Source organism: Paramagnetospirillum magneticum AMB-1, from assembly GCF_000009985.1.
GTDB classification, from domain to species: domain Bacteria; phylum Pseudomonadota; class Alphaproteobacteria; order Rhodospirillales; family Magnetospirillaceae; genus Phaeospirillum; species Phaeospirillum magneticum.
In genome coordinates this window covers 1830001-1850193 of sequence record NC_007626.1, presented here as the reverse complement: position 1 = coordinate 1850193, position 20193 = coordinate 1830001, and the positions used below count along the sequence as shown (strand labels likewise).

General features: G+C 58.6%; 18 protein-coding genes, 1 tRNA gene and 2 rRNA genes (1 of these 21 only partly in view). 15 read left to right on the top strand and 6 right to left on the bottom strand.

Annotation, left to right across the window (positions count from 1 at the left end; genetic code table 11):
- Nucleotides 1-25: 25 nt before the first annotated feature.
- The gene (locus AMB_RS08630) at nucleotides 26-475 is read right to left on the bottom strand and encodes a hypothetical protein (protein WP_011384110.1); all 450 of its coding nucleotides are present in this window, start codon (nucleotides 473-475) and stop codon (nucleotides 26-28) included.
- 24 nt (nucleotides 476-499) lie between these two features.
- Complete coding sequence (locus tag AMB_RS08625) at nucleotides 500-946, bottom strand: hypothetical protein (RefSeq protein WP_011384109.1); 447 nt, start codon at nucleotides 944-946, stop codon at nucleotides 500-502.
- 26 nt (nucleotides 947-972) lie between these two features.
- Here AMB_RS08625 and AMB_RS08620 point away from each other — a divergent pair, with 26 nt between their 5' ends.
- The 12 genes from AMB_RS08620 (at nucleotide 973) to AMB_RS08570 (ending at nucleotide 14030) form a co-directional block, all read left to right on the top strand.
- Nucleotides 973-2508, top strand: coding sequence for a FliG C-terminal domain-containing protein (locus tag AMB_RS08620; RefSeq protein WP_231849071.1), 1536 nt, complete (start codon nucleotides 973-975; stop codon nucleotides 2506-2508).
- The gene (locus AMB_RS08615) at nucleotides 2505-3701 is read left to right on the top strand and encodes a FliG C-terminal domain-containing protein (protein ID WP_011384107.1); all 1197 of its coding nucleotides are present in this window, start codon (nucleotides 2505-2507) and stop codon (nucleotides 3699-3701) included. Before AMB_RS08620 ends, AMB_RS08615 begins: the two co-directional genes overlap by 4 nt.
- Nucleotides 3702-3741: 40 nt before the next feature.
- Nucleotides 3742-4554, top strand: coding sequence for a hypothetical protein (locus AMB_RS08610; RefSeq protein ID WP_043743927.1), 813 nt, complete (start codon nucleotides 3742-3744; stop codon nucleotides 4552-4554).
- The gene (locus AMB_RS25095) at nucleotides 4532-5107 is read left to right on the top strand and encodes a hypothetical protein (protein WP_148207354.1); all 576 of its coding nucleotides are present in this window, start codon (nucleotides 4532-4534) and stop codon (nucleotides 5105-5107) included. The genes AMB_RS08610 and AMB_RS25095 overlap by 23 nt, the downstream gene beginning before the upstream one ends.
- A gap of 33 nt (nucleotides 5108-5140) precedes the next feature.
- A complete protein-coding gene (locus AMB_RS08605; RefSeq protein WP_011384105.1) occupies nucleotides 5141-5689 on the top strand; it encodes an HD domain-containing protein in 549 nt (182 codons plus the stop codon).
- A complete protein-coding gene (locus AMB_RS08600) occupies nucleotides 5686-7593 on the top strand; it encodes a hypothetical protein (protein ID WP_011384104.1) in 1908 nt (635 codons plus the stop codon). The genes AMB_RS08605 and AMB_RS08600 overlap by 4 nt, the downstream gene beginning before the upstream one ends.
- A complete protein-coding gene (locus AMB_RS08595) occupies nucleotides 7586-10720 on the top strand; it encodes an ankyrin repeat domain-containing protein (RefSeq protein WP_011384103.1) in 3135 nt (1044 codons plus the stop codon). Before AMB_RS08600 ends, AMB_RS08595 begins: the two co-directional genes overlap by 8 nt.
- Nucleotides 10721-11025: 305 nt before the next feature.
- Nucleotides 11026-11616 carry a hypothetical protein gene (locus tag AMB_RS08590; protein ID WP_043743924.1) on the top strand — a complete coding sequence of 197 codons (591 nt, stop codon included), beginning with the start codon at nucleotides 11026-11028 and terminating at the stop codon, nucleotides 11614-11616.
- A gap of 180 nt (nucleotides 11617-11796) precedes the next feature.
- Nucleotides 11797-12051: a helix-turn-helix transcriptional regulator gene (locus tag AMB_RS08585; protein ID WP_011384101.1), complete on the top strand. Its 255-nt coding sequence runs from the start codon at nucleotides 11797-11799 to the stop codon at nucleotides 12049-12051.
- A 13-nt stretch (nucleotides 12052-12064) separates the two neighbouring features.
- Nucleotides 12065-12409 (top strand): hypothetical protein, encoded by a 345-nt coding sequence (locus AMB_RS08580; RefSeq protein WP_011384100.1) that lies wholly within the window; start codon nucleotides 12065-12067, stop codon nucleotides 12407-12409.
- Nucleotides 12406-13281: a hypothetical protein gene (locus AMB_RS25090; RefSeq protein WP_148207353.1), complete on the top strand. Its 876-nt coding sequence runs from the start codon at nucleotides 12406-12408 to the stop codon at nucleotides 13279-13281. Before AMB_RS08580 ends, AMB_RS25090 begins: the two co-directional genes overlap by 4 nt.
- Nucleotides 13282-13391: 110 nt before the next feature.
- Nucleotides 13392-14030: a hypothetical protein gene (locus AMB_RS08570; RefSeq protein ID WP_193770101.1), complete on the top strand. Its 639-nt coding sequence runs from the start codon at nucleotides 13392-13394 to the stop codon at nucleotides 14028-14030.
- A gap of 17 nt (nucleotides 14031-14047) precedes the next feature.
- Here the strand turns inward: AMB_RS08570 and AMB_RS25645 are convergent, their stop codons facing one another.
- Nucleotides 14048-14224, bottom strand: coding sequence for a hypothetical protein (locus tag AMB_RS25645; RefSeq protein ID WP_158303954.1), 177 nt, complete (start codon nucleotides 14222-14224; stop codon nucleotides 14048-14050).
- A 167-nt stretch (nucleotides 14225-14391) separates the two neighbouring features.
- Here AMB_RS25645 and AMB_RS08560 point away from each other — a divergent pair, with 167 nt between their 5' ends.
- The 3 genes from AMB_RS08560 to AMB_RS08555 all read left to right on the top strand — a co-directional run bounded on the left by AMB_RS08560 (nucleotide 14392) and on the right by AMB_RS08555 (nucleotide 17721).
- Nucleotides 14392-15054 carry a hypothetical protein gene (locus AMB_RS08560; RefSeq protein WP_011384097.1) on the top strand — a complete coding sequence of 221 codons (663 nt, stop codon included), beginning with the start codon at nucleotides 14392-14394 and terminating at the stop codon, nucleotides 15052-15054.
- 12 nt (nucleotides 15055-15066) lie between these two features.
- Nucleotides 15067-15603: a hypothetical protein gene (locus AMB_RS24305; protein WP_011384096.1), complete on the top strand. Its 537-nt coding sequence runs from the start codon at nucleotides 15067-15069 to the stop codon at nucleotides 15601-15603.
- An 87-nt stretch (nucleotides 15604-15690) separates the two neighbouring features.
- Complete coding sequence (locus tag AMB_RS08555; RefSeq protein WP_011384095.1) at nucleotides 15691-17721, top strand: AAA family ATPase; 2031 nt, start codon at nucleotides 15691-15693, stop codon at nucleotides 17719-17721.
- Nucleotides 17722-17897: 176 nt separating this feature from the next.
- Here the strand turns inward: AMB_RS08555 and AMB_RS08550 are convergent.
- The 3 genes from AMB_RS08550 to AMB_RS08540 form a co-directional block, all read right to left on the bottom strand.
- Nucleotides 17898-17974, bottom strand: a tRNA-Met gene (locus AMB_RS08550).
- 105 nt (nucleotides 17975-18079) lie between these two features.
- Nucleotides 18080-18194 (bottom strand): 5S ribosomal RNA (gene rrf, locus AMB_RS08545).
- A gap of 95 nt (nucleotides 18195-18289) precedes the next feature.
- Nucleotides 18290-20193 (bottom strand): 23S ribosomal RNA (locus AMB_RS08540); it runs 839 nt beyond the window's last position.

Genomic DNA, 20193 nt, shown 5'->3' with positions numbered 1-20193 from the left:
AGAGGAATAGACGGACGCCAGCCGATCATTGCCCTGTGAGTTCCGCAATTTCGGTTGGGGCCGGGGCGTTGCGCCGCTCCAATGATTTGCTCCAGGCAAGCCAAACCAAGGCGCCTCCGATCAGAAAGCCCACCATATGGCCGGGCGTCGGAATGATCCCCAGTACGACCATGCCCAAGGCCGCCGAGATCAGATTGCCGATCATCAGTGACAGGGCGGCGATCACCCAGCAGGACCGAGGTTGAAGAAAGGCCATGACGTGGACCGAGGCCAGGACCAGCGGGGTGACGAGCGTGATAGCAGGCAAGGAATTGGCGAAGCCGATAACGGCCCAGGCCATGGCTCCAAAAACCGTAATTCCGCAATAGACTCGGGCGACTGTGCTGCCACGTGCGCGCCACCTCGACAGGGCGCGACCGAAGATCATGCCGGAGATCACCAGCCAGGCCAGGATGGATATCAGGGGAAGCAACATCGTTCATCCTCATTGTTTGGCGGATCAACCCGCGAAGAAGAAAGCCGCGCCGAGAACCAGAAGCGGTGTGCAAATCGAGGTGAACATCGCAATACACCATGCAATGGATGGCCTCTGCGGGCGGCCTTGGGTCACCGTTGGCTCGGATGGGGTCAAGGCCGCGATGAACTCCCGCAAGGTTCCGCAGACATAGCTGTCAGGATCGGCCAGATCATCGGTGAAAAAACCCTCCCGCTCGATCTGGAGAGCATGGCAAACGGCAAGGCGGAATTCCTCCCAAGCCTCACCCTGTCCGATGGAGATGATTTTGTCCGCAACCTCATTGGCGAACTTCACGGACTGCCATGGGCTGCCATAGCGCTCCGGAACGTAATAGGCAGAGGCGTAGGTCTCCTTTAGCCGATGGGCAACAGCAGCAACGACCTCCGAGGCCCGCATGCGCCATGTCCAGACATCGTCCCGGCTTGCCATTGCGATAGGTTCCCCCTGACTTGTTCATGGTCGTTGGAGGGATAGACGGACGCCCGCCTATTATTGCCCGGATTTTTGTTGCGGATAAATACCAGAGCCTGTCCGTCTATTCCCGAAACTCGGGTATGATCCCCGGCGGCAAAGAGGGGGAAAGCGAAATGGCATCATCACCGGAATGGGCGGATATGGAGTTCCTCGCCCAGGCTCCGACCAGGGAAACGGCGCGCGACCTTTGTCTGCTGATCAACGATCTGTGCCACCTGTTCCGGATGGGGAAAACCGGTGTCCTGGAGGACACGGTCGATCACCCCGAACGCAGTCTGCTGTTCTACGCCTATCGGCAGGTGCGAGACCGTCCGTGGCTGGCCGAACCGGTGCGCGACATCTTCCGCCACATCACCCTGGGTCTGGGCGAGGCTGTCCAGGTCGAACGCCTGCTTGATTCCCGCATCGCGGCCGTGGCCGAGGAAGACAGGCGGTACATTCGCGACACTCTTGCCGGAATGGCCGACACGTCGGCGCGGGAAAATCTGCGTGAGCGGCTGAACGATGCCGCCGCTGGCAAGGTGCTGGTGCTGCGGGCCTTGCGCAATTCCCTGGTAGCCCATGTGGGTGGCTACGCCCCCATGGTCGCGGCCGATTATGCCCGCTTCTCGCTGCCGGACACCTTGCGGATGGAATACGACGAGCTTTTCGACCTCATCGCCAACTCGGTGCGCACCCGCGTGGGAGGCGCGGCCGATCTGGTCCTCCCTGTCGATCCCATCGATCCCGCCAGTTACGATTATGACCGACGCATGGCTCGCCGCCTCGGGGAGGAGAAGGAAGAGGTTGAAGAGGCGGTTGAGCCGGTTCCCGACCTGGAGGGCAGGTTGAACGCCATCGCCCAGGGTTGGGCCAATGATGATCCCGTCTGGCGCCAGTCGGTTGACCGATTGGCGGGATATCTCCAGCTCATCCGCGAACGCTCGCTGAAGGAATTGATGCGGCTGGTTGATGAAGGAAATTGGGCCATCAGCCTGCTGGGGCTACCGACACCAGTGGTCAGCCGAATCTTCGGCTTGATGAGCAACGGTGCCCAGGCGTCACTCCTCCGGCATATGGAGGAACATTGCGATTTCGATGGCATTTGCCTGACCCATGGCGCTGTGTCCAGAACGCGGGAGAGCGTCCTTCAGGTCATCGAGCAGAAGGGGCTGGTCGATGGCGGCGCGGCACGGCTGAAGACGATCATGCATGCGCCTCTGGGCTACGAGGCGTTCGATGCCCTGGCGACGCTGGACGATGGTGAGCTGAACGCGCTATGGCGCCAGACCAGCAAGGATACGGTCGGGACCGCATTGCTGGGCACCACCACCGAGGTCGCCGTTCGCCTCCTCAGCCGCCTGAGCGAGGACGCCCGCCAGATGATGCTGGACGATATGGAGAGCCTATCCGCCGAGAAGACAACGGCTGATATCCAACAGGCTCAAAGGGATGTGCTCATGTCATGGGATGATGACGCGACAATGGATGAGACGCTGGCCGGAATCCGGGCAATTTTGGCAGAATCGGCATCATGAGTGGAATTGCTTCGATCCGCTCATTGATCCGCGAAGCACCGACGCGGAAAGCCGCCCTGGCCTTGCTGCTGTGCCTCTACGACCTTTGGTCCTTGGCCAAGGCCCGAGGACCACTGGCTTTGGAAGACCACGTTGTTCATCCAGAACGGAGCGTCATCCTCCACCAACATCGGTCACTGGCCCGACTGCCCTGGTTGATGGAACCGCTGATGGATCTGGTCCGCCACTTCACCCTAGGGACCGAAGGCAGCTCTGCATACGATCAAATGATCGATGGCATCATAGCCGCGGAAGAGCAGTGGATGCGCACCGTCCACGGTTTGGTGATGCTGCTCGCCTCGGTAATAGCCGTATTCTGGGTTATTGCCATGGTCATTGTAAGACCGCCTCTGGTCATGGAAGGAAGCCTTTCCTGGCCCACGGTCACGGTCTGGATCGTCCCAATAGGGCTGGCCATGCTGGCGCTTCATTGCATCAAGGTTTGGATCGGATGGGTTGCGAGTGAGCGGACCGGCATGCTGGAGGCACTGCGCCGGGGGATATGCTTTCACGCCGATGGCGCATTTGCCCCCCAGGTGAGCGCGGATGCCGCCCGCATGGCGTTGCCACAACGGCTGCGGCCGAGCCATGACCAGTTGGAAGATGTGATCCGGGCGGAATCCGTTCGGTACCTCTATCCCGGCGCCCCCCTGCTGTTGCCGGCGGATAGGGCCGACGGGCAAGACTGCGCCACGGCCATCCAGGACATGCTGGACCGGTTAATGCCATCCGATCTCAACAGTTTCGAGCGAGATCAGAGGTTGGATGAACTGCTGACTGATCTGGCCGACGATGTGCCTCCGCAGTTTTCCGCGGTGGCCTTGGAATTCAACCGCCTGAAGCTCCTTGGAGAAGATGACATCCGAGTCTTGCTGCACTCCGTTGACAAGGACATATGGTCCCTGGCGTTGCGCGGAGCCAGCTCACATACGGCTCGGTCCATCCTTGACTGTATCAGCCATCGCGCCGGGCGATTGTTAATGCAGGACATGCAGGCGCTGGACGGCGCTACGGCGGTGGAGATTCTTGAGGCCCAGCGCACGATCATCAAGACGCTCGGAAACTTACGTGCGACAGGGACTTTGCCGGATCAGGCGACCTTGGACAGGGAGTTTTTTGCGCAGATCTCGTCTCTGGACAGCCCCCTATCTTGACGCAAAACATCGCAATGGCCTTCATGGCGGGAGCATTCGCGTGACGATATTTTCATCCGCAATCCAGTCAGTTCGTGCGCTACGCCACGAGGCCCCGACGCGGGAAGCCGCCCTGGCCCTGCTGCTGTGCCTGTGCGACCTGTGGGCATTTGCCAGGGACAAGGGCGATCTGGCGTTGGAGGCCCATGTGGAAGCGCCGCTCACCGATTCCCTGTTCCTCCGTCATCAGGCCGTGTGCGATCTGCCCTGGCTGCTGACGCCACTGGTGGATTTCGCTCGGCGGCTGACCCTGGGCTGCAGCAACGCAAAACAAGCCCGACGCCTGTTGCTGGCCTATCGGGAGACCGAGCGGCGTGCCCTGGAGCAGGTTCTGCGGCAAGCGTCGATGGTCTGGCCGCTGGGACTTTGCCTGTGGCTCGCCGGTCTGGCGGTGCTGGGGGAGACGGGCATCACGGCGCTGGCCTGGTGGGGGGCCTCGCTGGCCGCCGCTGGCGTGGTGGCAGGAGTCTGGCTGGTCCGCCTTCGCGCCATCGTCGCTCAACGTCTTGGAATTCTCGATGCCATGATCGAGGGCTGCCTGTCCTATCTGAACGGCTACGTGCCTCGGGTCTGCGCCGAGAATGCCCGCTCGGTCCTGCCGCCAGCCTTGAGGCCGAGTTGCTTCGACCTGGACGAGGCCCTTGGCGCAAACAGCACATCCATCCGCGCAATTGGCACAGTCGCTGCCCGAAGTAAGGTACTCGATCTGCTTGGGTCCAAGGACGAGTCCGGGGAACCGACCGTCGGAACCAAGGAAGAAGAAGACCTGCTGGCCCTGTGGAAACGGATGAATGGAGAGGAAAAACTACCTTGATGACCCAAAGCAGCACAGCAAAATCAGCAATGCACAGAATCACTACAACCCACAGCAACAGAGGCAAGAAATGGATGCAATAAAGAGGGCGATGTCATTACACCTTATTGTTTCAGCAATAAACGGCACAGCCGTGGCAACAGCAATCGCAATCATTGCATATCTGCTGCAGAGGGACAGCACAGAAGAATTTGATAGCATTCTCGCCACAATTGTTAGCGCAATAATTTTTCTGATTCTTTTTATGCCATTTGTCGTGCTTCCTATCACAGCAAGAAAGCGGATTCAAAAAGCCAACTCAGGTCGCCCAACCCTGGTCGTGCTTCACGCCATAATCGGAGCTCTAGCACTTCCTATCGGGCCAATTTTATCAATATCCATGATCATCATTGTCATCATATGGGGATATCATGACGCAAGACACGATGGATCAGAAGATTATAAATGCGGAACTCCTGCTAAAGTCACGATAGCAATTACATCATTAATAGCGGCCGCCGCATCAATTTTTGCATGCTACGTACTATACATGATGTCCGTCGGCAGAGCGTAGATGTAAAATGCGATATATACTTGATGGTGAAGCATGACGGCAAACCACCCCTGGTCCCAGGACGCCTTCTTGGCCACCCTGGCCTTCGCCGCCGAACGGCATGGCGACCAGAAGACGCCCGCCGGCTTCCCCTATGTCACCCACCTGGCCTCGGTGGCCCAGGAGGTGATGGCCGCCCTGGCCGCGGAGCCCGGACGCAATGGCACCCTGGCGGTGACGGCCGCCCTACTCCATGACGTGATCGAGGATACCGCCACCAGCCCCGAGATGGTGGCGGAGCGGTTCGGCCCCGATATTCTGGCGGCTGTCATGGCCTTGACCAAGAATCCCGATCTTCCAAAGGAACGGCGCATGCCCGACAGCTTGGAGCGCATTCGGGCTCAGCCGCAGGAAGTCTGGATGGTCAAACTGGCCGATCGCATCGTCAATCTCGGCCCGCCGCCCGCCCACTGGTCTCGGGACAAGATGGCCGCCTACCGGGCCGAGGCGGAGGCCATCCTGTCCGCCCTGCGTGATGCGAGCCCGTTCCTCGCTTGCCGGCTGGAACTGCGCATCACCGGATACGGCATCCATCTGAAATGAACCCCATCGTGTCGGCTCTTGGCCGCTACCACCGTATCTATGGCGATTTTGGCGCAGCACGGGCGGCCGCCATCATTTATATGCCGCTGGCGGCGTTTAAAGGCTGGGTCGATTTCGTGGTGATCGCGACTTTCGCGCTGACAGGGTGGTTTGCCTTCGTCCAACCGCCACAGACCGTAACAAGCCAATGGCGGGATTTTCCGCCGCCGATTGATCGCCGTTTTTCCCTTTTCCCACCGGATAGCCCCCAATCGGAGTGGAGCCGCCACCACGTCTGGGCCGCCATGATGACCGCCAATATGGTGGTTTCCACTTGGGTGGCTCTTCCGCTGTTTCTGCTGTGGTTGTGGAGTGGAGATCATCGGCACTGGATGGACGCGTGGTTCGTCCTGGTCTTTTTTCCTTTCGTGGGCCTGGTTTTCGACATCATGATCAGTGGCCACGGTCGCTCTCTGGCTGCCGCCCGATCGACCCGCCGGCTAACCACCACCCCATCTGGAGAGGACGTCGAGGAGCCGACGGACAACTCCAGTCACCCATCGGCAAACACCGAGCGGCAGTCGGCATTCAGTCATCCCTATCTGCTCTACCCGTTGATGACGGTGCCCCTCATCGCTTTGATTGCCCTCATTCTGACGGGCGTGTTTTCCGATAAATTGCTGCACCTCTTGGCGGCAATCATCGCCTTCGCCTACGCCATGGGGCTGGTGGTGGAGTGGTCGATCAACGGACGGCAAATCTCGGCCGCAATGTTCCTTGACGCGGGAACACATGCCGCGCTGGTAATCGTGCTTTGCGTGGTTATAGGGTACGGAATTCCATTTGTCGGGCTGCTTGCATTCAAGGTGTTCGGACATCACGGCAGCAGATTCGCCGCCGGTCTGGCTGCCATCGGGGGGCATCTGACATTGACCCTGGCCATGCATTCGGCATGGCGCAAGGGACCGGAGGTTGGAACCAGATCCGGCCCAAGCCACGCCGGTCAGCGTTTCCAAGCATGGCAGCCGGGGCCATCCGTTGCTATCGCCTTGGCCTGCCACGACCGGGTGTTCTTTGCGCCCCCACCCCCGGATATCGGGACAGTAAGGGCGGCCTATACCTCGATGCGCGGCGACAGCTCGCCGCTTGGCCTGCCGCCAAGACTTGGCTACGCCCTATTGCTGGGAGTCGCGGTAACGGTTCCGGGATGGCTGTTAGCTCCGCTGGCAGGATTGTCCGACGCAGCATTGGTGGCGCTCCTGCCCCTGTCATTCTGTTATGGAATGGCCCTCGGCTGGTTCATCACCGATGCCAGTGAGACCTGTGTCTTCGTCGGTTCGGACGGTATCTGGCAGTGCTGGTTTGCCGCCGATGGCCCCATGCCGACGAGCGGCTTTTTCTTCACCAATGCCGACGCGGCCTACGTCTCCGGCACGGAGGTTGTTTCCCCCAGAATCGGCGGCCAGCCGACCGGGGAGAGGTATTACGAATATTCCTGGGTGAGCTTGGATGGCAATCGGGTCCATGAGTTGAAAGGCCACTACCACGTCAGAAACTACCGGGAATCATCCCTGGCTGAATTGGATGACGCCGCATTGGAAGCCTGGACGGCCCATCGGCACGCCCGCTACCTGGAAGACCTTGCCTCGGGCCACTCGGCATTGTTTCCGATCCTCTGCACCTCGGGAACATCCAGCATCCTCTTGGGATCGAACGGAGCGGAACTCGACGAAAACAACGTCACGGTACCCATCGTCGCGACCGATATTGGCAATGGGACGATGACCCTGACCTTGCAGAATGACGATGTCCCTCGGCTCATTCCTATTTCGAGCATCGGTAATTTCGGCTGCTTCCGGCGGATCATGGCCGACCTGAAGATTGGTCTCGGGAATCATCGGCCAACGGAGGGGGCGGATGCGTAAGCTGGGATTGGCACTGTTCTTCTGGGTCATGGCGATCTCAACTTCCGCAATAGCGGGTTGGGAGCCGGAAACTCCCCTGCCGCCCTTGCATCGAGCCGCCTATGACGGAGACGTTGTGGCCGTGAGACGAATGCTGGCGGCGGGCACAGCCGTGGATGCTCGCAATGACCAAGGCGTGACCGCACTGATGGCTGCCGCCGGAGCCGGACAACTTGCGACCATATCCGCATTGCTGGACGCCGGAGCCGATCCCAATTCCCGCAATATAAGAGGCAACACGCCGTTGATTTTTGCCACCGTCTCCAGCGGTGAAACCGTGAATCTCTTGCTCGGTCGTGGCGCAGCAATTAACGACAAAGGAAGTGAAGATCGCACCCCTTTGGATTGGGCTCTTGCCGATGAGAATCTCGCGACAGCGCTGTCCCTGCTCGACCATGGCGCCGATATCAAAACCATCGGTCGCGGAGGGATAAGCTTTCTACACCTGGCGGCCAAGACAGGACGAAACGACCTGATCCGCCGATTCCTGGCGGCAGGGTTGGACGTCAATTACTCAACGTTCAAGCGGGTAACACCACTGCATTTTGCCTCCGGTGAGGGGCACTTGGAGAGCGTCCGTCTCCTGTTGGAGGCTGGCGCCAAACCTGGTCCCACTGATGCCAATGGGGAGGATCCCATCGCCTGGGCAGCAGAAAATGGTCACACCGCCATTGTCCAGACCCTGTTGAACGCCGGCATTGACGGACGAACCGCGACGGCGGCCCTGACCGCCGCCGTGACAAAGGGGCACAACGACATCGTTACCCTGCTGCTGGACCGAGGCGCGCCGATCGAAACCCGGGGCTTCGCCCACCGCCCCCTGCTCATGCTGGCGGCTTGGAGTGACATGCCAGACACTGTGACACTGCTGATCGACCGCGGAGCCAATGTCAACGCCATGATGGGCGAAGGTCAGAAACCCGACGGCGAGACGGTTCTGATCCAGGCCAGCCGCTGGATGACCTCCGCAGACCCCATCCGCCGCCTGCTCAAGGCCGGGGCCGACCCCGGCGCCATCGCCAAGGATGGTTCGACCACATTGATGGCCGCCTGCGGCAATCATAAGTCGGTTGAGCCGCTTCGCGCCCTGCTGGACGCCGGAATTAAGGTTGATGCTTCCGACAATGACGGCCAAAACTGCTTTCACGCCATAGGCGCCACCGGCCTGTTGGATGCCACCAACCTTGTCTCCGCCAAGCTTCTCCGTGTGCAGAAGCTCGTCACTGCGATCGACACCCGAGGCTATACGCCGCTGCACTTGGCGGCAAGGTACGGCAAGGCTGCCATGGCCATACGGTTCCTCGCTCTCGGCGCCGATATCTATGCCCGAAACCGTGCCGGCGAGACACCAATATATCTGGCTGCGGAAAACGGTGATTTGGCCACGGTGCAGGCGCTGCTGGACCGCCATGCCGATCCGACCCAGGAAAACAAGCTGTTCAAGTATACCCCGTTGATGGCAGCCGCCGACCGGGGCAAAGCCAAGGCATTTGCCGCGTTATGGCAATCAATGCCCTGGCTTTGGGATTTGCGTAACCGTGAGCGCCGCCGTGCCGCAGGGAGACTCCTGGAGCGACTGACAGAGAACAAGGATGCCGATATCGCCGACATCCATTTGCTTCTGGATGGCTATTCAAAATTTCTCGAGATCAACGATCTTGCGGAAGCCATGAAGAATGCTGCCAAGGATGGTCGCAGCGACATTGTCCGGGTATTGGCAGCTTCAGGGGCACCGCTCGACCATCCGAAGATCCGGTCGCCGCTGGGTACCGCCGTCTATGGCGGACATGTGGAGACAGTCCGCACCTTGCTGGAATTGGGCGCTAAAGTGGACTTCCGCAGCACCGATGACGGCAGTCGCACGCCCCTGATGGTCGCGGCCGACAAGGGGCGCCGTGAACTCATTGATATCTTGCTGAAAGCAGGAGCCGCACGCGGCCTGAAGGACAGCGAAGGGCATACCGCACTCGACATAGCCGTGACGCGGGGCGAAGTCAAAGTGGCCGATGCATTGCGCCATGCCGGAGACATTCAAACCGCTCCAAGCCGTATGGCGTGGCGGATGGTTCTCAATGATCATGGGCTTGAGTTCCTCGGCCCCATGCAAGGGATTAAAGATGCCGTCGCCATTGCCGATGGTCGCGTCTTCACCGGATCCCGCAATGGCTATTTCTATGCCCTGGACGCCGGCTCTGGAGCCGTTTCTTGGAAAAAATGGCTGGCGGGAGGAGTGGAACGGGCTCCGGCGGCGGATGGGGCAGCGGTCTATGCCGTCACCCAAAACAATACCCTGTTCAAGCTGGATGCCGCTAACGGCTCGGTCCTTTGGCGCTTCCAATACGATCACGGTGGCTCGCCCCACACGGCTCCGCACCTGATTGACGGTGGTCTTGTCGCCTTCGCCAGCAGTCAACGGCTTTATGTCATCCGCAGGAATGACGGCACCGAAGCATGGAGTGTGGAAATTCCCGGTGCCGGGTTAGGCCCCGCCGATTCCATGACGGTCGCGAACGGCAAGGCCTATATCTCACTGTCTGCGGGTGGAATCATTGCCGTCGATCTGGCTAGGCGCACTACGGCGCTTTATCGCCCCCCTGCGGAAACGTCGTTTTCAGCTCCCGAGATCGGAGATGGCACCGTCTATGCCACCGCCCGCGATGGCTTCTTGTATGCCATCGACGCCACGACCCTCCGTCTCAAATGGAGGCAGTCGCTTGGGGAACAGGCGCTCGTACGTCCTCTATTCCACGATGGGATCCTCTACATACCATCCCGCAAATGGCTTTTCGCCGTGAAGCCCAACGATAAGGAATACGACATCGTCTGGACCCATAACCTGGGAGTGGAGACCTATGCGTCACCACTGTGGCACGACGGAAAGCTGTATGTCTGTGAAGGTACCAGCGGCCTGGGTGGCTACGCTCTCAAGGCGGCGATCAGTGCCATCGATCCCAAGACCGGGAATGCCACATGGTCACACCCGCTCGATAGCCTGAATTGCGTGCGCAATCCGGTTACCGATGGTGTCCACATCTTTGCCCCCGATGCCGGCCATGGGGGAGAGGTCTATGCATTGTCGGTTCAGTGATGCTTTGGCAAAAAACTCCTGCGTTATGCATAACGTTATTCAAATATAACGCATCACGTTACATGGCCAGCAATGACAAACGCTAGACAAACGCTCCAAGAACACCATTGAACACTCCCCCTTCAGGCCCAATCTTGTTTAAGGATCATCGAACATCGTCCCTCCTGCCGCCGCGGAGCCTCGGTCAGACAAGGATCCCTCCGTGTGGCCACAAAATCCAAAAATGCCGCCCGCCTACGCCGCTCGCTGCCACCCACGGATCGGAACCCTCGCCGCAGCGAAGCGGGTTGCGAATCACAGAGGTAATGCGCTACCGTCCGTTCATGAATTCGATCATCCCCATTGACCGCCCGGTTACGGGCGACGACATCATCGCGCTGCGCGACCGCCTGGGTATCTCGGTCTCCGACATGACCTGGCTGCTTGGGATATCCGCCGCGACCTGGGGAGAGATCACGCGTGAGCGAAAGGATGATGAGGGTAATCTGAAACCCTCCGCCGTCGTCGCGGACCCCACCGTGGCCCTGCTTGCACGCTGGCTTGATGCCCATGTTGATGATGCCGCTCGGCTAATCCCCAATTGGCCAAGCCCATCGGAACTCTTCCGTCTTCTAGAGAGCCTGCCTGCCACACCTGCCATGGGTCCCATCGACCGTAAGCGCCTTGGCCTGAGCCTGGGTCGCGATGCCACCACAGGCTCCAGATGGCTGCGTCCGACGAGGACAGATTCCGGCACTCCTGCAAACGTTGATCGGCTGGTGTATTTCCTCCACACCGCCCTTGGCGCAAGAGGGGCAGAAGCCTGGATCGAGTATCGGCGCCTGGCCCTGCTGGAGGCTAACCTGCGGGGTGAGCCTAACCTCGATACTGCACAAGGCTGGCCTCAGACCAAATAGCCCTCTAAATCCGCCGACAGTTTTCCGGCATGGGCAGCGCAACCGTCCGCAGGATCGCGTTAACACACCAAGAAACACCACTTGACACCACCATCATCGTGTGCGACAGTCTCGTTACACGGTCGCGTTTCAACATTACGTAACGCTGCCAACAGCAACAAGCGGCACACGAGCGCAACCATGGACGATTTTCAGATCGCATTTCCGGACGTCAAATCCATCCCTTCTGACCATTCAGATTTGCTCGATGGGTTCATCCCCCTGACCGCCGTCGCCAAGTCCCTTGGGGTCTCCCTCCGCACGATGCAGCGCTACAACGCTCAACGGATTGGCCCGCCGTGCATCCGTGTTGGCAAGATGGTCCTTTGCAGGATCGAGGCGGTGCGCGAATGGCTCAAGTCGCGCGAAACCGCCCCGGTTCGTCCTCGGCGCTGACTTTGAGATAGTCATGAGATCGCCGCCGCCAGAGGTGAGGAAAAAGCCTCGCCGTGATTTCATTAAGTTCGAAGTTCAGCCCGAAGAGCGTGAGGAATACGAGGCCATCGCCATGGCTGCAGACATGACTCTGTCCGCCCTTATCCGCAAAGCGCTTAGTTCCGTTCGCATCGTCAACAGGCATGACTGGGCAAGACAAGCAAGTTTGCTTTGCCAATGCGCAAATCAGCTTCAGGAAATTTGCAGGATGGCTGAAACAAAGTTGGACACAAAGGGCTATATCGATGTCGTTCAGGTCCTCATCAGCCTGGACCGATCGATCAGTAGCGTCGTCAATGTCGACCGAGGGACAAAATGATCATCGGCTGGGACCATTCCGGCGCACATGTCACGAGTGCCATCAGATATCTCCGCGCAACAATTACGCCGAAACAAGACCTCGGCAAAAACTGGACAAATTTTGAGCGCCACCCCGCCCCGAAACACCTGTCTGGCGATGAAAACCTTCTGAAAAAGCTCGCCTACGTCACACCACACAAAAATACGTATGCAATGGGTGTGACCTCATTCAAAGAGAATGAAATAAGTACAGCCACAGATGACAACGGCGATTTCAGGCAAAACTCTTTAATTCACGTCATCATTACCTCGATAGAGGGTGTTGCCTATATCGGCATCCCACCCCGCTATCGTCCGCCGACACTATGGGTTGCGCACACCCATCTGGGTCGGCTGGAGGCTCATTGCATTTTCTCTAAGGCTGTTCTTACTCCTGATGGTGGCATTCACAGCTTCAATCCCGACCCTCCCCTCAAAGGGAGCCGCAATCTGTGGCATGGCCTCGCATACAAAATTAATCAGGCTCTCGGTTGGGAACCAAGCGTCCCGAAACCCAAAACGCCAATTCAAGATTTAATCAGTAAACGCCGCCAAGCGAACGAGGCATTTTTTCAGAAAATCGCACCTGAATACCGAGGAACTTCAAAATTTGAGGATGATTATGAATTTGAGCCCCTTAGAAACATCATTAATGAATCATATCAAGAATCTGGAATCACGAATCACAACCCTGGAGGACACTTTGCTTCAACGCTTGGATATTTTGTCGAGCGATGTGACGCATTTAACGAATATCTACGAGGAACTTATTTCGACGCTGAACGAGGAAGGCGACTAATTTCAAGTCGCTCGCCACGCCAGGACGATCAATATGCTCAACCAGACTTCTAGCGAGCAGTCCTATGTCAGGATTAAGCACGAAGCAGGCCAGGGCGTTAGCCGCCAAATTCGTGACAATGCAGGAGCAGCAGCGAGCACGGGGACAACGTCATCGGGACAAGATGGCGCAAGACGGCTATCGCAGATTGGTGATGTGGGTTCCCGGCGATGTTTTCGATGAGGCCAAGGCTGCCGTCAAAGCCATCGCCCAGAATTCACCGGTCCTGCCAATCTACACGGCCACCAAGACCAATAGGTCCTTCTCTTCCACCACTCCACCAATCGCGCCTGCGCATGATGTAGAGGAACTTCGAGCGGCGATCGACCAGATCGTCATCGCCCTCGGGCCAATTCGCGTTGACATTTTGACAACCACCACCGCGCGAAAATTCGGCCTCAACAAGGCAGGACAAGCTTTTAAGAGATCCATTACCCCATTGATTGACCACTATCCGTCCACGAGAGAAGGCGAGCACACCTTCATCTGGCCCATCGGCAGTGACATCTCGGCACTTCATGCCTTCAGGGATGCTGCAGGGGAGGACGCCCCACGCAGCGCCGACGAAATTGCCGTCCAAGAGTTGGCGTCACTTGCTTTTGAATTCCTGGCCGAGGGCACTTCCGATGAGGCGGTCATACGCGGCATGGCCACTCGGCTCGGGCTGCAAAAGATTAAGCATGGGACACGTTCAAAATTGGAGAAGGCCCTTCAGATGGCGACTGCCGGGCAGCGCGGCCGCATCATCGATCCGGAATTATAAAAGTCCAGACCGGGACATCACTTCTCCTCTTTGATCCGCTCCATCTCAGCCTTGAGCCCCAGATCAATCAGGTAGCGGATGGCCACCGCATCCTTTTTGATGCGCCGCGCGAATTGGAAATCCTCAATCTGCTGCCAAGTGCTCGCAGGCAGGGAGACGGTCTTCCTGATTATGGCCTCGGCTTCGTCGCTCATCATCCCTCTATACCAAATAACGCACCAAAAGTGCAATGGTGCATTTTCGCCATTGCGGCACCCTCTTCGTGGTGCTATGGTGCATTTCATCAACGCACCAAACGGCTGAGCCAGGCGCTACCAACACCTAGCTCAGCCTAACGAGACCCACAATGGAGTGACCCATTATGTCTATCGCTACCCCGTACAATATCAGCACCACTGGCGACCTGCCCAGCCTGTCGTCGATTCTTTCCGATCCGCACCGGGCCCTTCCCCGCCTGATTCATGCCCAGATCAGCGGGCTGCCTCGCGCCCACCAAGACAGCGCCATGCTGGCCGAGGCCATCGCTGATGGATATATCGCGGTCGATACCGTCGTCCTCCCCTGGCGCCCGATGCTGACGGAGACTCTGCTGGACGAAATCTTGGCCGATGAACCCGGCTGCAACGAATCCGAGGACCACCGCGTCCTGAAGGTTCATGCACGTCTCCTTGCCGTTGCCAATGATCCCCGTGGTCAGCTCGAGCCCGAGGCCGCAGCTACGTCCGGCCGTTATCCCCTGCGGGCTGACCTGATTGTCTGGCATGCAAATGGCGTATCCGAGTCTTACGAGTGTGGTGCCACGGACGGCAGGTCGATCATTGAGCAGTTGCAGGACGGACAGGTCCGCGTGACCATTTTGCCCTTCGCCGGGCTGAGCATGCCGTTCATCCACGGGTACGGGTTCCGAATGGCTGCGAATCCTTCCCCCCGGGAATTGACAACAGAGGACGGTATGCAGGCATGGGCACAAATCCTTGCGGCACGTCCCACCTCGTTCCCGTCCCTTCCCTCGATGCTGTTTTGATCGGAGGTCACCATGAATTCATTCAACACGACCCCGATCACCGTTGCCGCCATCAGCACCGTCCAGGAAATGCTGGCTCTCAATGCGGCAGGCATGTCCTGGCTTTTGGGTACAAGCTCGGCGAAATGGAGTTCAATTCAGCGCAATATTCGCCTCTCACCCGATCGCCTTGCCGATCCATGCCACGCCCTGATTTTGCGCTGGATGTTTCGTCATCCCACGGCGTCCCCCAGTCTTCATGCCCCTGCGGCGGGAGAGTTTTTGGGGAGGCTTCGCAACGCTGTCGGTCATGTAACAGCAAAAGCCTTCGCCTTGTCATTGGGCTGGGATGGCTCAGCAGGCCACCGCTGGCTTCGCGGCGCGCCGATTGGTCCGGCTGGCCGACAGGCTCTATGCCTGATCAACGCCCCCAACCCGGAAAAATTGGCGGGCAACTGGTCGGAATGGCGGGCTAACGCACGCCAAGAAGCGGCATTGCGCAATATCAACCTCAACAAGGCGCTGGGCTGGACAGCAGCCCGCAATCGTCACGAGGAAGATCCCGAGTGACCGCCCAAACACTCCCCACTATCAACTGACGCTTCGGCATCTGCCAGAGCGTCACCAAAGAATCCTGCGCGACCTTTGGAGGACGTCATGAAAAAGCCCCGTCTCCCGACGCCGACGCCGAGCCTCGACAAGTTCGGCGAACACTACGACCAAATCGACCTTGGTGGCCCTGCCCCCGCAGACAATCCGCCGCGCCCACGCGATCCCGGCGACTTGGCAGCGATCTCCATGCTCGAGGCCGCGTTTGCCGCACACCCGGAAGTCCGGGATCTGGCGGGACAAGGCAGTGCTGCCATTATCGTCGCAGTCCCTCCCCTTTGGGCCAAGCCAGTCCAAAGGGCCTGGGCGTTCCTTATGATGCGAGACGGCCAAATCGCGGAAAATGGCGATACCTTCACTTCATTGCGGTGGCGTGATCCCGCTGAGCAGCTCCATATTGCATTCGTTCGGGAGGACGCGGCAGATGCAAGAAAGACGGCGGATGGAGCCGCCGTTGTTGCCCTTGCCCTCGGCCATGGGGGCACCGCTGTCGGCTTTGCCCCTGATCCTGAGACAAGTCTTCCAGCCGCCCTTCTGGCTGCTGCGGATGCGACAATCACACTGAAGCCAATCGATAGCCAGCAACTGGCCGAAGTGATTGAGGAGATCAGCGGGAACGCTCCCACCGAGGTTATCGCGGATACAATCGCTGCCAAGATTTCTCCAGATGATCTCAGGCTGGCGGTGCGAGCTGGCCAGGACGCCAACAGCGCGATCCGCCGTCTCGTCGCCATGATCGCCAAGCGGCAAATCATTCCCGATATCACACTTGCCGACCTGGGCGGGATGGAAGAGGCCGTGACCTGGGGATTCTCCTTGGCCAACGACCTCGCCGAGTATCGCGACGGCATTTTGTCTTGGTCCGAGGTGGATCGTGGGGTGTTGCTGTCTGGCCCGCCTGGGTGCGGCAAGACGACCTTTGCCAGAGCTCTCGCCGGCAGTTGCGGAACGCCGCTGATTGCCTCCAGTCTCGGCGAGTGGCAAGCCGCAGGCCACCTTGGAGATCTCCTTAAGGCTATGCGTCGTACGTTTGAACAGGCTCGTGCAGCAGCCCCGGCGATCCTTCTCGTGGATGAAATCGATGGCTTTGGCGATCGGGCAAATCTCAGTTCCGGTCACAAGGATTATTCGGTGCAGGTCATCAATGGATTCCTTGAACTCCTCGATGGCGTGGTGGCACGGGAGGGCATCGTGGTGGTTGGCGCAACAAATCACCCCAGTCGCCTTGACCCAGCAATCACCCGTTCGGGAAGGTTGGATCGTCACATTACGATCGGGCTACCAGACGAGGGTGGCCTGACCAAAATCTTGCGCCATCACCTTGGCGATGATCTTCCCGGCGAAGACTTGTCTGCCGCCGCCAAACTGGCCCTCGGCGGTACAGGGGCAGACGCGGCCCGCTGGGTCCGAGGCGCAAAACGTCGTGGTCGACAAGGAGCCCGCTCCATGTGCATGGAGGACCTTATCGCTGAAATCCGCGGTAATGCCCCTGAGGTGTGCCCCTCAATCCTTCGCCGTTGTGCGATCCACGAGGCCGGTCACGCCATTGCCATTGCCGTCCTCCATCCCGCGACATTGCGCCATGTCAGCATCAGACAGACTTGGACCACGGGAGGCGGCGTGATCAGCCAGCGGCCACTCCATGACCTAGCCACATCGTCAGATATCGATGAACTGCTTATGATCCTGATGGCAGGCCGGGCCTCAGAGGAAATTGTTCTCGGCTCGGCTTCAAGCGGCGCTGGCGGGGGCGTCGAAAGTGATCTCGCTAAGGCCACGATGTTGGCCACATCGGCGATTACGGCCTTGGGATTGGGTAGGGCAACGACGCCGATCTGGTCAGGCATGCCGTCACCCGACACAATCGACATCCTTCTCTCGCGTCGGCCGGATATCGGCCGCCAGGTCGAAGCGCGTCTTGACAGGGCCTATGGCGCAGCCAAGACTCTGATCACTGGCCACTCAGGTTCACTGTCCCGGATCGTCGATAGGTTGATCGAGGTTGAGACGTTGAGTGGGGATGAAGTACTGGCCCTGCTGTTGCCTGAATCGCCAGCACCAGAGCAGGAAGCTTGCTGATGGGCGTCATGGCCCGAATTTCATGATCGTCGCCATGATGCGTCAAAAGACGACAGGGAGCGGCAGAACGGCGCCTCTGGGCGCCATTTCAAACGGACACGGTACGGACACAGATTTTCACGGACACGGGGCCGAGAATCAAAAAGCCCGCAACCTATTGAGATTGCGGGCTAATTTGGTTGCGGGGGCAGGATTTGAACCTGCGACCTTCAGGTTATGAGCCTGACGAGCTACCGGGCTGCTCCACCCCGCGGTAAGGCGTTGGCCGTGATAAGGCCTTAGAAAGGCGTACACCGGCCTTATGAGGGCCGGTGTTTGTCGATCGTGTTAGGTTTTTCTTTTTTCGTTTCCTTTGAAGACCAGGCAGCGTCCTACTCTCCCGTGCCTTAAGACACAGTACCATCGGCGCAGAGGGGTTTCACGTCCGAGTTCGGGATGGGATCGGGTGGGGGGCCCTCGCTATGACCACCTGGTCGTCGAAGGAAACGAAGAAGAATTTCTGATCTGGATTAGTACCTTCGTGCACATATGCGAGTGTTTCTTGTGTCGGGCTTGCCGCTACGCATGGGCGATCAAGCCGATCGAGCGATTAGTACAGCTTAGCTTCACGTGTTACCACGCTTCCACATGCTGCCTATCAACGTGGTGGTCTTCCACGGCTCTGATAGGGAAACCTGGTTTTGAGGGGAGCTTCCCGCTTAGATGCATTCAGCGGTTATCTCGTCCATACATGGCTACCCGGCGATGCCGCTGGCGCGACAACCGGTACACTAGAGGTATGTCCATCCCGGTCCTCTCGTACTAGGGACAGGTCCTCTCAAGTTTCCAACACCCATGGTAGATAGGGACCGAACTGTCTCACGACGTTCTAAACCCAGCTCACGTACCACTTTAATCGGCGAACAGCCGAACCCTTGGGACCTGCTCCAGCCCCAGGATGTGATGAGCCGACATCGAGGTGCCAAACCTCCCCGTCGATGTGGACTCTTGGGGGAGATCAGCCTGTTATCCCCGGCGTACCTTTTATCCGTTGAGCGATGGCCCTTCCACGCGGGACCACCGGATCACTATGACCGACTTTCGTCTCTGCTCGACTTGTTTGTCTCGCAGTCAGGCGGGCTTATGCCATTGCACTCGACAGCTGATTTCCGACCAGCCTGAGCCCACCATCGCGCGCCTCCGTTACTCTTTGGGAGGCGACCGCCCCAGTCAAACTACCCGCCATGCAGGGTCCCGGCCCCGGGTTCACGGGGCGCGGTTAGATACCAGGAAGCAGAAGGGTGGTATTTCAAGGTTGCCTCCACACCAGCTGGCGCCGGTGCTTCATAGGCTCCCACCTATCCTACACATCCACATCCTAGTACCACTGCAAAGCTGTAGTAAAGGTGCACGGGGTCTTTCCGTCTAGCCACGGGTACTCCGCATCTTCACGGAGAATTCAATTTCGCTGAGTCGATGTTGGAGACAGCGGGGAAGTCGTTACGCCATTCGTGCAGGTCGGAACTTACCCGACAAGGAATTTCGCTACCTTAGGACCGTTATAGTTACGGCCGCCGTTTACCGGGGCTTCAATTCAGAGCTTGCACCCCTCCTTTTAACCTTCCGGCACCGGGCAGGCGTCAGACCCTATACGTCGTCTTTCGACTTCGCAGAGCCCTGTGTTTTTAGTAAACAGTCGCCACCCCCTGGTCTGTGCCACCCCCCTCTGCTTGCGCAAAGAGAGGTACCCCTTATCCCGAAGTTACGGGGTCAATTTGCCTAGTTCCTTCAACATCGTTCTCTCAAGCGCCTTGGTATACTCTACCAGTCCACCTGTGTCGGTTTAGGGTACGGTCTATACGCTGGAGTTATTTCCTGGACCCCCTTCACCGCACCTCCAATCCGATAAGGAGATACGATACACGGGGGTCGTCACTTCCAGCAGGCCCACGAATATTAACGTGGTTCCCATCGACTACGGCTTTCGCCCTCGCCTTAGGGGCCGGCTTACCCTGCGCGGATTAGCCTTGCGCAGGAACCCTTGGACTTTCGGCGACAGTGTTTCTCACACTGTTTGTCGCTACTCATGTCAGCATTCTCACTTCCGATACCTCCAGCGCCTCTCACGATGACGCCTTCGCAGGCTTACGGAACGCTCCGCTACCGCGTGCACATAGTGCACACCCGCAGCTTCGGTGCATGGTTTGAGCCCCGGTACATTTTCGGCGCGAGACAGCTATTAGACCAGTGAGCTATTACGCTTTCTTTAAAGGATGGCTGCTTCTAAGCCAACCTCCTGGTTGTTTTGGCCGTCTTACATCCTTTCCCACTTAACCATGACTTGGGGACCTTAGCTGGCGGTCTGGGCTGTTTCCCTTTTGACGATGGACCTTAGCACCCACCGTCTGTCTCCCGGATATTACTCTACGGTATTCGGAGTTTGGTTAGGTTTGGTAGGTCTTTGGGACCCCCTAGCCCATCCAGTGCTCTACC

Bases quoted from the DNA above. Each gene is read 5' to 3' on its own strand.
- AMB_RS08600 (WP_011384104.1), top strand. From the start codon at position 5,686: ATGAACCCCATCGTGTCGGCTCTTGGCCGCTACCACCGTATCTATGGC.
- AMB_RS08615 (WP_011384107.1), top strand. From the start codon at position 2,505: ATGAGTGGAATTGCTTCGATCCGCTCATTGATCCGCGAAGCACCGACG.
- AMB_RS25090 (WP_148207353.1), top strand. From the start codon at position 12,406: ATGATCATCGGCTGGGACCATTCCGGCGCACATGTCACGAGTGCCATC.
- AMB_RS08630 (WP_011384110.1), bottom strand. From the start codon at position 475: ATGTTGCTTCCCCTGATATCCATCCTGGCCTGGCTGGTGATCTCCGGC.
- AMB_RS08570 (WP_193770101.1), top strand. From the start codon at position 13,392: ATGGCGCAAGACGGCTATCGCAGATTGGTGATGTGGGTTCCCGGCGAT.
- AMB_RS08555 (WP_011384095.1), top strand. From the start codon at position 15,691: ATGAAAAAGCCCCGTCTCCCGACGCCGACGCCGAGCCTCGACAAGTTC.
- AMB_RS25645 (WP_158303954.1), bottom strand. From the start codon at position 14,224: ATGAGCGACGAAGCCGAGGCCATAATCAGGAAGACCGTCTCCCTGCCT.
- AMB_RS08590 (WP_043743924.1), top strand. From the start codon at position 11,026: ATGCGCTACCGTCCGTTCATGAATTCGATCATCCCCATTGACCGCCCG.
- AMB_RS24305 (WP_011384096.1), top strand. From the start codon at position 15,067: ATGAATTCATTCAACACGACCCCGATCACCGTTGCCGCCATCAGCACC.
- AMB_RS25095 (WP_148207354.1), top strand. From the start codon at position 4,532: ATGGAGAGGAAAAACTACCTTGATGACCCAAAGCAGCACAGCAAAATC.
- AMB_RS08605 (WP_011384105.1), top strand. From the start codon at position 5,141: ATGACGGCAAACCACCCCTGGTCCCAGGACGCCTTCTTGGCCACCCTG.
- AMB_RS08595 (WP_011384103.1), top strand. From the start codon at position 7,586: ATGCGTAAGCTGGGATTGGCACTGTTCTTCTGGGTCATGGCGATCTCA.
- AMB_RS08560 (WP_011384097.1), top strand. From the start codon at position 14,392: ATGTCTATCGCTACCCCGTACAATATCAGCACCACTGGCGACCTGCCC.
- AMB_RS08580 (WP_011384100.1), top strand. From the start codon at position 12,065: ATGAGATCGCCGCCGCCAGAGGTGAGGAAAAAGCCTCGCCGTGATTTC.
- AMB_RS08620 (WP_231849071.1), top strand. From the start codon at position 973: ATGGTCGTTGGAGGGATAGACGGACGCCCGCCTATTATTGCCCGGATT.
- AMB_RS08625 (WP_011384109.1), bottom strand. From the start codon at position 946: ATGGCAAGCCGGGACGATGTCTGGACATGGCGCATGCGGGCCTCGGAG.
- AMB_RS08585 (WP_011384101.1), top strand. From the start codon at position 11,797: ATGGACGATTTTCAGATCGCATTTCCGGACGTCAAATCCATCCCTTCT.